Genomic DNA, 7,742 nt, shown 5'->3' with positions numbered 1-7,742 from the left:
ACGCAAGGTGACTGAGACCAGCCGCACGGCATTTCCGCCATGCGGGCGGCTGCCATCCGATGCGGCCGGTGGCAGGGCGTAAATTTCATGGGTAAAGGGCAAGCCGACCTCGATCTCCGCCACTGCCCCGATGTGATCTGGCAGCGTAATCGTGCCCCCGGCAACCGGGATGTCATCGGCAAGAACGCCATCGTGCCAAACGCTGACATCAAGGCCATCCAGTGCATCAAGATTGCCCCAATGTTTGCGTGGCGGTTCGCCTTCGGCCACCGCTTGACGGCGATAAAGGTCGAAACCGCATTGCGGGTCAAATACGCCCAGGAAATGATGCCCGTCGCGTTCCAGCACGACATAGACATCCCCGCCGGATACTGAAACGGATCTAAAGGCGCATCCCACAACCGATTGCGCCGACCAGGCGGTGATGGCCTCAGACCGATACAGTGTCAGGGTGGCAAGCGATCCATCGCGCATCACCACATGCAAAAGCCGTCGTTCGGGATCAAAGGCCTGATCGACGGGATGATGGATCAGATGGCGTGACAGCAAGGCAAGGTCGGCCGATCCATAGGCCTGTTCGACATCGGTGAACAGGAATTCGCGAATTTCGCGCCCGCTCCGCCCGGCAAAAAGCGTTGCGCCATCGACATTGACCAGTGGCACAGTGCGATCACTTTGGCTACCGATCCGGGTCTGGCGCGTGACCTGCACATTGGCCGGGGTGAGCGGATCACCCGTGACCATCCATTCCGATCCGCTGGTAAAGACCTGCAAATGACGACCGGCGAAAATGCCCGTGATCGCATTGACCTGATCGGCCAGCAGGGCAAATTCAATTGCCTCGTCATCAAGGCCCTCGCCCAGTTCGAAATTAAACAGATCACCAGACTTTGACATCCACAGCCGGTTGGGCAGATCGCGCGATCCGCCGATGATCAACCGGTCCTGATGAAAGGTCACACTGCGCGGCCAACCGCGCACTTCGGAAAAGGCCTGTTCGACGAAATCGACCGTGGCATTGGTGTTGGGCAGTGCCTGCTTCAGGGCGATTTGTGCGGTCCGGGCATCGGAAACGTTGGTGATCTCACCCTCGATCCCCTGAATCCGCCACAGCGTGCCAACATGCCCGGCAACGAACAAATCGACATTCGCGGTAAGGCTCACCGTCCCGCTGGTGCCTGACGGGGTCAGGGTGGCGGCGGGTTCGACAAACTTGTAATAGGGCTGGCTGGTGCGGAAATTGGTCTCGCGCCAGGCCCAAAGGGTGGTTTGCCAGCTGCCATCGCCTGTCCGGGTAATGCGCACCGGCGGGGCTGCGGGGTGCACCACCAGAAGCGTATCGGCACTTTGCGTCCAGTTCAAAAGATCAAGCTGTTCTTCGCCGAACGTGGTTTCAAACCAGACCGTCTTTGCCTCGTCCTCGAACACCAGCGCATGTTTATCGCCAAAGGCCAGCAAATAGGTCTGTTCGGTATTGAACTCGAACTGAATCAATCGCGCCGGACCTGACAGTTCATCGATCAATCGAATGCCGGGACGGCGACGCACCCCGCCCGATGGTTCGATAAACACATTGCGCAGGCGTGCTGCCCCATTGGCATAGGCGCTCAGGTCCGAGCGCCCCCACAATTCCGGGGCCAGTTCGCCGGTCGAAAAGGTATTTTTCTCCAGAACGCGGCGTGCCATCGGGTGCTCCCTTGTTGAATAAAGGTGATACGCTTGTGGATCGGGATCCCCGTACCCGCCTTCGCGGGCACAGGCTCTTCGCGGGGATGACGGAAGACAAAACAATCTCATGGAACAAACGTCATTCCCGCAAAGGCGGGAAACTCGCACCGCAGGCTCCAAACCCGCGGCCCAAGGCCCGACCCACGCCCCTAGCCCCTTGCAGAAATCAGGGAAAAATCATCAATCGCGTGCGGGGTGGATTGCTGCGCATCAGCAAGTCTGGCTTCGCGCAACTGGTCCTCGGCCCGCTTGAAAAGGTACTCGGCCCGCGTGCTGCTTTCGGTCAGCGGCAGGCAAAACTCCGCCGCCAGTCGCGCCATCAGGGCCATATCAAACCATGCCGGAAAGCTGCCCTCCGGCAACCGCGCGACATAGGAAAGATGCGCACTGTCACCCGCCACCAGAACCGCCTGATCGCGCAACTCAAACCGGGCAATCTTGCCCCCGTCATTTTCAAGCGACAGCAAGCGGATAAAGTCCCGTGGCAAGGCAAACAGGTTGCAGCCATCCTTGGGCGATGTCGCCGCATCGTCACCGGCCAGTCGCGACAACCAGCACCCCCGCCCGGCAAACCGCCACGGATAACCCGCCAGCATCCCGTCACGCACGCTCGCATACAGCATCCGGGCAATCTCGGCCTCGGCCACGTCTTCCTCAAACGACGAGATCGGCGCCGCCCCGATCATCACCAAAGCCCGCGCACACAGCGCCACATCACTCAACGCCATCACATCCCCCCAAACGAAAACGGGGCCCGGAAAACCGGACCCCGCAAAGGTTCTAGATCACAGCAATCAGACTTTGATGATGTAATTCACCACCAGAAACGGCTGCATGTTGTTGTGCGGCTGGTCGCCGCCGGTCTGATTGGTATTATCGACAGTGCCCCCACTGAAGAATGTCCTCCGGTTCGGGCCGCTCTCAGCTGCGCCCGCTGTTGGGAATGGCAATGCATGTCCATGTGACGGCATTTCATCGACCGTCAGTTGATGAGTTTCTTCGCCGCCAGCCTCACCGACAATACGATCCGTCAGACCAGTGCTCTGGCCGGAACCGATTGGAGTACGGCCGCGCATATCCGGAAGGGCAAAAGTTGTAGAACCATCCCCCTCACCCCAAACAGCCCCGATCACGCCAAATAAAGCGGCATAGGTTGTCCGAGAAACCTCTGCGCCGTCACACGGAAGATAACCGCTTGGTACAATATTCGAAGGAAATGGTAGGATCGTTCCGGTCGGCACTGCAATCGCAGCAAACTGGCTGACATCAGTTTCGGAACAAATCGTGATTGTTTCGCTCAATTTTAAATCCCCTTCTTACTGCAAACAGAAATCCCCGGCAGAGTTCTCTACCGGGGAAGACAAATTTTAGAATGCCTTAGTGCCAATCAGCTTGCTGACGGATAGAACGCCTTGATCGCATAGGTCATCGCTACGTTACGTGGGCGGGTTTCGTTTCCACCCTCCTCTGAAGTCTTGTAGCGGTCGGGATCAACATTACCATTCGGCCAAATACCCTCGCCACCAATCGTGGTGTAAGGAACGCCAGCGTTCAGAGATGCGCCGATAGCGGTGTGATCATGAAGCCTGAACTCATCGCCTTGACTGGAGGCAAATGCACGACCCGCGTCAACACCACGCCCATCATCGAAACCACGCACGAACTCGCCACGCAGATCCGGAAGATTGAAGGTCGTGACATCGTCACCAGCCCCCCAAACAGTGCCAATTGCGGCAAACAAATCGGCATATTCCGTGCGTGAGATCGCTGAACCATCACAGACCAGCCAGCCGGTTGGCGGGGTTGGCATAGCGAAAGCTGAAACCGAGCCGATTTCACTACCCGAACTAACGCCACCGCCAGATCCGCCGCCAGAAATCAGCGCTTCGATGGCCTGAAGCAGCTGGGTTTTATCCTCGCAATCAGGCCAGATGCCCGCACCCTGAATGACATTGAGGATTTCGCATTCGACCGGGGTATTTCCCTGCATGAGCAGTCTCCTTGGTTGATAAAAAGAAACCCCGGCAGAGAGATACTGCCGGGGCATTGGAAAGGTTTTGATAGCGGGCTTTAGGTCACGCCGCGGCAGGAACAGTCGCCTTGATCGCGTAAGTAACCGCGACGTTGCGCGGCCGGGTCTCGTTTCCACCTGAAGAGAGTGTACTGTCTCCGGCCACGCCAGCTTCACGCAAAATTGTCATGTTGGAGCCAAGTTGTCCGACCTCACTGAGAACACCGATTTCGTGGGTATGTTCTTTAAATTCATCAACTTGAGAAGATGCAAACGTACGGCCATCATCAACCCCACGGCCATCATCAAAGCCACGCAGGAACTCGCCGCGCAAATCTGGGATATTGAAGGTCGTGGTGCCATCACCCTCGCCCCAAACTGTGCCAAGTGCAGCGAAAAGCTCGGCATACTCTGCGCGAGAAACAGCCGAACCATCACAAATCAGATAATCGGCCGGCACGGTCTGGGTGGCAAAGGCATGAATTGAGGCAATCGGCACCTGAAGGCCGGCGATCTGGGCGGCGTCAAATTCGGTGCAGATGGTAATCTTGTTGCAGTTACACATAAACAATCCTTGTTCTGGTCAAAAGAAACCCCGGCAACATCTGTCACCGGGGCGAGGTTGAGGGAGGATGAAAGGGGTGGATCGGGGGGGTGCGATCAGTCGGTGTTCGAGGTGCCGATTGACGTCATGTCGCGGACATCGACACCGCCTGCACCCGCACTTGCGACAACGAACAGGCCGCCGGACATGGTGGCGTCGCGGTTGGTATTGGCGATGATGAAATCGCCGACGCGCAGCATGTCGCGCGCATCGGCAAAGTAATCGGCGGTGTCGACGTCGGCGGCGACATCCGGGGTGATGTAGTGCCACAGCGTAAAGCCGTTGGCGTATGCCAGAACACTGAGGTTTCTGGCTTTGAAACCTTCTGCCATTTTTTGGGCTCCTGTTTGGTTTTGAGCTTGCGGGTCGAGGTTCCCGCCTTCGCGGGAATGACGTTCGTTCCATGCACCGACCCCAGACACCGTCATCCCCGCGCAGGCGGGGATCCCGGGCCACGGGTTCAAGCGTTCGGGGACGCTATTCCTGTGCTTTCAGGCACACCACGCCATCGCCATCAATCAGCGCGGCACCCTGGCTCATGGAGTTATTCACGAAGTGTGCTGCGTGATCGCCGTGCCAGGTAATGTCGGACTGAACGTCCGAGCCGATGGCATGGCCAATGGCGGTGCGGTGATACCAGAAGCAGGACCGAATACCGCTTGCCACCGGAAGGCCCGAATGGGGCATCCAAAGCGTGCCGAGCCAGCGTTTGGCCTGTGTGCCCTTCCACGGAAGGTCTTCATCGCCGATATAATCAGATCGCGAAAACTCGTCGATCAGCAGCAACTCCGACCACTGTTTCCAGCCGACAATCGCATAGCGCTGCCCATCATCGGGCACATCGCGATCGCCAAGGCCCTCGAACGCCATCATCACCTTATCAAGGGTCATGCCCTCGGTATTATCGGGCACGACATCATCGGCCCCGACCAGCGCATTGATGATCAGCTCGTCGGTCTTGCGGCCCAGCGCATAGGCCCCGGCATTGGCCAGAACCATTTTTTCATCATGGTTGATTTTAAGCTCATCCAGCGCATCGACCCAGTCACCGGCATAGTAATCACGCAGGTCACAACGCACCGCCTCGTGATCGACATTCATCACCGGCACCTTGCCGTGGCGGGCCTTGGTGGTGGCCGTGCCCTTGCCGACTTTCTGGAACACCGTGGTAGCGCCCTTGATGGCGTTTTTTACCCGCACCGTGTTGCGCAGTTTTGATCCCATGCGTTGATAGGCCTGATGCACATCGGCCTGAAAATGGTCGATGAAGCTTTGATCAATCGTGGTTGTCATCGCCTTTTATCCCCTTGTTTCAGATATGGTTTTGTCGTGATTGCAGGCAGCCGCCGGGGCTCAATTGCGGAGCCCAAAAAGGCCAGTGCCACAATTGCCCCAAAACCGGTCATTTTCCGGCCAAGGTTTGGTGGTTTAAGCGCGTTGTTACAGGGAACCTTTTCCTTGAGGTTCCATGGGACACGCGCAGGATTTGCCCCGACCTGTTGCACCTGACGGGCTTTTCCGCGCGGTCCGGTCCCGGAAAAACAACAAGACAAAGAAAAAGAGTATCTGCTGTGAAGAAGTCGGTTTTGATTGTGTTCTGCCTGATCGGGCTTGGTGTTGCGGGCTATTTTATTTTGCCGCTGACCCCGATCCCGGATTATGTCAGTGCGGTATTTGATCGCGCCGACAAGCTGTTCTAGGCGCAGGACTTGGGCAATTACCTGGGCTATTCCCCGGAAAGTCGGGCGAAATCTGCCTGCACCTCGGCCACCAGCGCCGGATCGCGATCCCGCCAATAGCGCGGATCATTCATCTTGCGCCGGATTTCGGAGCGAAGGTTTGTATCCCCGGCCCCGCCATCAGCTTTGCCAAGGGCGGCTTCATCGCCATGGGTCATCATGCGATGCATGGCACGCACACCACCGGCACTTTGACAAAGGGTTTCAAAGGCGGCCTCGGGCAGGTTGGCTTTGCCCCAACTTTCGATTTTCGGGGCCAGCTTTTTCCAGCTTTCCGCCCCGCCAAACTCGGCCGCCAATGCCGCACGGTCGGTTGCGCGCTGTGCTGCCTGGTCAAGATCACCCAGAAGCGGTGAAAGAACCTCCCCCGCCAGATCATAAACCAGCTGAGCCTGTGCGTTGCTGAAGCCTGCCGCATGCAGGCGCTCGTTTAAATCCGTATCAATATCTTCCATGCCATCTGCAAGCGTGATTGCGTAGGCATCCGGTGTTTCAGGCACCAGATCGGCGAGGACTGCGGCGTCCAGTTCGGGTTCGGGCGCCGGCGTTTCGATATCAGGCCGCTCGGGTGTTTCTGCTGCCTCCGGTGCTTCCGGCGTCTCGGTTTCCGGTGCGAGAAGGTCAGGTTCGGTTGTCATGCGAACACTCCGCTAAATGGGGTCAAACTTTGTTTGGGGCGTGTGGTGCGAGGTTCCCGCCTTCGCGGGAATGACGTCCGTTCCATGCACCTGTTTTGGGTACCGTCATCCCCGCGAAGGCGGGGATCAATCTGCGGCGGAACGCTCCGCCAGCCGCTTGATCTGCAGCACCAGCGCGCGCTTCCCTTCGCGCATCCAGATCGCCGCAGTGCTGGCATCCGGTCCAAGGGCTGTGTGCAGAAAATGGCGTTCAAGATCGGCCAGTACCTTTGCCCCGGCGTCACTTTCAAAACAGGCCTGCCAGTGGTCAGTGCCGTTTTCTGAAAGCGTCTCGTTCTCGGCCTCAAACCAGTCCCATCCGTTACTGCTCATCACACAGCCTCCGTGATTTCGGGTGGCAGGCTTGGCCGTAACAAATGGTCCGGCACGCCAAACTGATCGGCAAGCCAGCGGACCATGACGGGCAAATCAACCTCCGCCAGGGCATCCGGGCCAAGGGCGGCAATCCGCGACAGCCAATCAAGCGCCTGCCCCGCCTGTACCCGTTTTGGCAGTTGTGCGAGCGGGGCCGCATGACGCAGCACGACAACATCACCGTCCAGCGGGATATCAGGAAGCTCGCCAGTTTGGGTCAGGATATAAAGCGCCCGCCTTATCAACGGATAAAGCAATTCCGCCTGCAACCGGCCATAGGTTGCGCCAAGAAGCCGGGCGTTTTCCGATGCGCGTTCAAGCACCTCGGTCGCGGTCATGCCCGGTTGATCAGTTTGGCCCAGGCGATCAGCGAGCAAGCAGCGTCGAATGCGATCGCGCAGGTCTGAGAGCACAAGATCAGACACATCAAAGCGCCCCGGTGCCTCAAGCGGTTTGAGCCCGGCTGATCCCACCGCCTTGGGGATGATGCTGCCCGGCACCAACCGGATGGTTGCCGGGTTCAGAACGCCATCATCATCAGCCTGCCAGATGCCTGTCACCGCGATGGAGGCGTTTTTCAGCACCAGCTCCACCACCTTGTTGGCGGT

The 7,742-nt window shown here is 58.2% G+C and carries 11 protein-coding genes; 1 reads left to right on the top strand and 10 read right to left on the bottom strand.

Going from position 1 to position 7,742, the window contains the following annotated elements; translation table 11 throughout:
• From B2R48_RS09395 to B2R48_RS09365, 7 genes are all read right to left on the bottom strand, one after another.
• Positions 1–1,686 (bottom strand): hypothetical protein (locus B2R48_RS09395; RefSeq protein WP_296999556.1); only part of this gene is annotated, 1,686 nt, incomplete at its 3' end.
• 191 nt (positions 1,687–1,877) lie between these two features.
• Positions 1,878–2,456 carry a hypothetical protein gene (locus B2R48_RS09390; RefSeq protein WP_296999555.1) on the bottom strand — a complete coding sequence of 193 codons (579 nt, stop codon included), beginning with the start codon at positions 2,454–2,456 and terminating at the stop codon, positions 1,878–1,880.
• 66 nt (positions 2,457–2,522) lie between these two features.
• Complete coding sequence (locus tag B2R48_RS09385; protein WP_296999554.1) at positions 2,523–3,029, bottom strand: phage tail protein; 507 nt, start codon at positions 3,027–3,029, stop codon at positions 2,523–2,525.
• Positions 3,030–3,115: 86 nt separating this feature from the next.
• Positions 3,116–3,718, bottom strand: a complete 603-nt coding sequence (locus B2R48_RS09380; protein ID WP_296999553.1) for a phage tail protein — start codon at positions 3,716–3,718, stop codon at positions 3,116–3,118.
• Positions 3,719–3,803: 85 nt separating this feature from the next.
• Positions 3,804–4,304, bottom strand: coding sequence for a phage tail protein (locus tag B2R48_RS09375; protein ID WP_296999551.1), 501 nt, complete (start codon positions 4,302–4,304; stop codon positions 3,804–3,806).
• Positions 4,305–4,399: 95 nt separating this feature from the next.
• Positions 4,400–4,675, bottom strand: a complete 276-nt coding sequence (locus B2R48_RS09370) for a hypothetical protein (protein ID WP_296999549.1) — start codon at positions 4,673–4,675, stop codon at positions 4,400–4,402.
• A gap of 145 nt (positions 4,676–4,820) precedes the next feature.
• Positions 4,821–5,636, bottom strand: coding sequence for a phage capsid protein (locus B2R48_RS09365; protein WP_062955623.1), 816 nt, complete (start codon positions 5,634–5,636; stop codon positions 4,821–4,823).
• A 278-nt stretch (positions 5,637–5,914) separates the two neighbouring features.
• Between B2R48_RS09365 and B2R48_RS09360 the strand changes: the two genes are divergently transcribed.
• Positions 5,915–6,043 (top strand): hypothetical protein, encoded by a 129-nt coding sequence (locus tag B2R48_RS09360; protein WP_296999547.1) that lies wholly within the window; start codon positions 5,915–5,917, stop codon positions 6,041–6,043.
• 26 nt (positions 6,044–6,069) lie between these two features.
• Here the strand turns inward: B2R48_RS09360 and B2R48_RS09355 are convergent, their stop codons facing one another.
• The 3 genes from B2R48_RS09355 to B2R48_RS09345 form a co-directional block, all read right to left on the bottom strand.
• The gene (locus B2R48_RS09355) at positions 6,070–6,720 is read right to left on the bottom strand and encodes a capsid assembly protein (protein ID WP_296999546.1); all 651 of its coding nucleotides are present in this window, start codon (positions 6,718–6,720) and stop codon (positions 6,070–6,072) included.
• Between the two features lie 126 nt (positions 6,721–6,846).
• A complete protein-coding gene (locus B2R48_RS09350) occupies positions 6,847–7,092 on the bottom strand; it encodes a hypothetical protein (protein ID WP_296999545.1) in 246 nt (81 codons plus the stop codon).
• Positions 7,092–7,742, bottom strand: a 651-nt coding sequence (locus B2R48_RS09345) for a portal protein (RefSeq protein ID WP_296999544.1), incomplete at its 5' end; no start/stop codon positions are given. The genes B2R48_RS09350 and B2R48_RS09345, both read right to left, overlap by 1 nt.

Origin of the sequence: Thalassospira sp. UBA848, assembly GCF_002295455.1 — a bacterium.
Lineage (GTDB): Bacteria > Pseudomonadota > Alphaproteobacteria > Rhodospirillales > Thalassospiraceae > Thalassospira.
This window is presented reverse-complemented; position numbering and strand designations above follow the sequence as displayed.

Excerpts from the sequence above, each read along its gene's own strand:
- B2R48_RS09390 (WP_296999555.1), bottom strand. The coding sequence starts at position 2,456 with ATGGCGTTGAGTGATGTGGCGCTGTGTGCGCGGGCTTTGGTGATGATC.
- B2R48_RS09380 (WP_296999553.1), bottom strand. The coding sequence starts at position 3,718 with ATGCAGGGAAATACCCCGGTCGAATGCGAAATCCTCAATGTCATTCAG.
- B2R48_RS09375 (WP_296999551.1), bottom strand. The coding sequence starts at position 4,304 with ATGTGTAACTGCAACAAGATTACCATCTGCACCGAATTTGACGCCGCC.
- B2R48_RS09370 (WP_296999549.1), bottom strand. The coding sequence starts at position 4,675 with ATGGCAGAAGGTTTCAAAGCCAGAAACCTCAGTGTTCTGGCATACGCC.
- B2R48_RS09365 (WP_062955623.1), bottom strand. The coding sequence starts at position 5,636 with ATGACAACCACGATTGATCAAAGCTTCATCGACCATTTTCAGGCCGAT.
- B2R48_RS09355 (WP_296999546.1), bottom strand. The coding sequence starts at position 6,720 with ATGACAACCGAACCTGACCTTCTCGCACCGGAAACCGAGACGCCGGAA.
- B2R48_RS09350 (WP_296999545.1), bottom strand. The coding sequence starts at position 7,092 with ATGAGCAGTAACGGATGGGACTGGTTTGAGGCCGAGAACGAGACGCTT.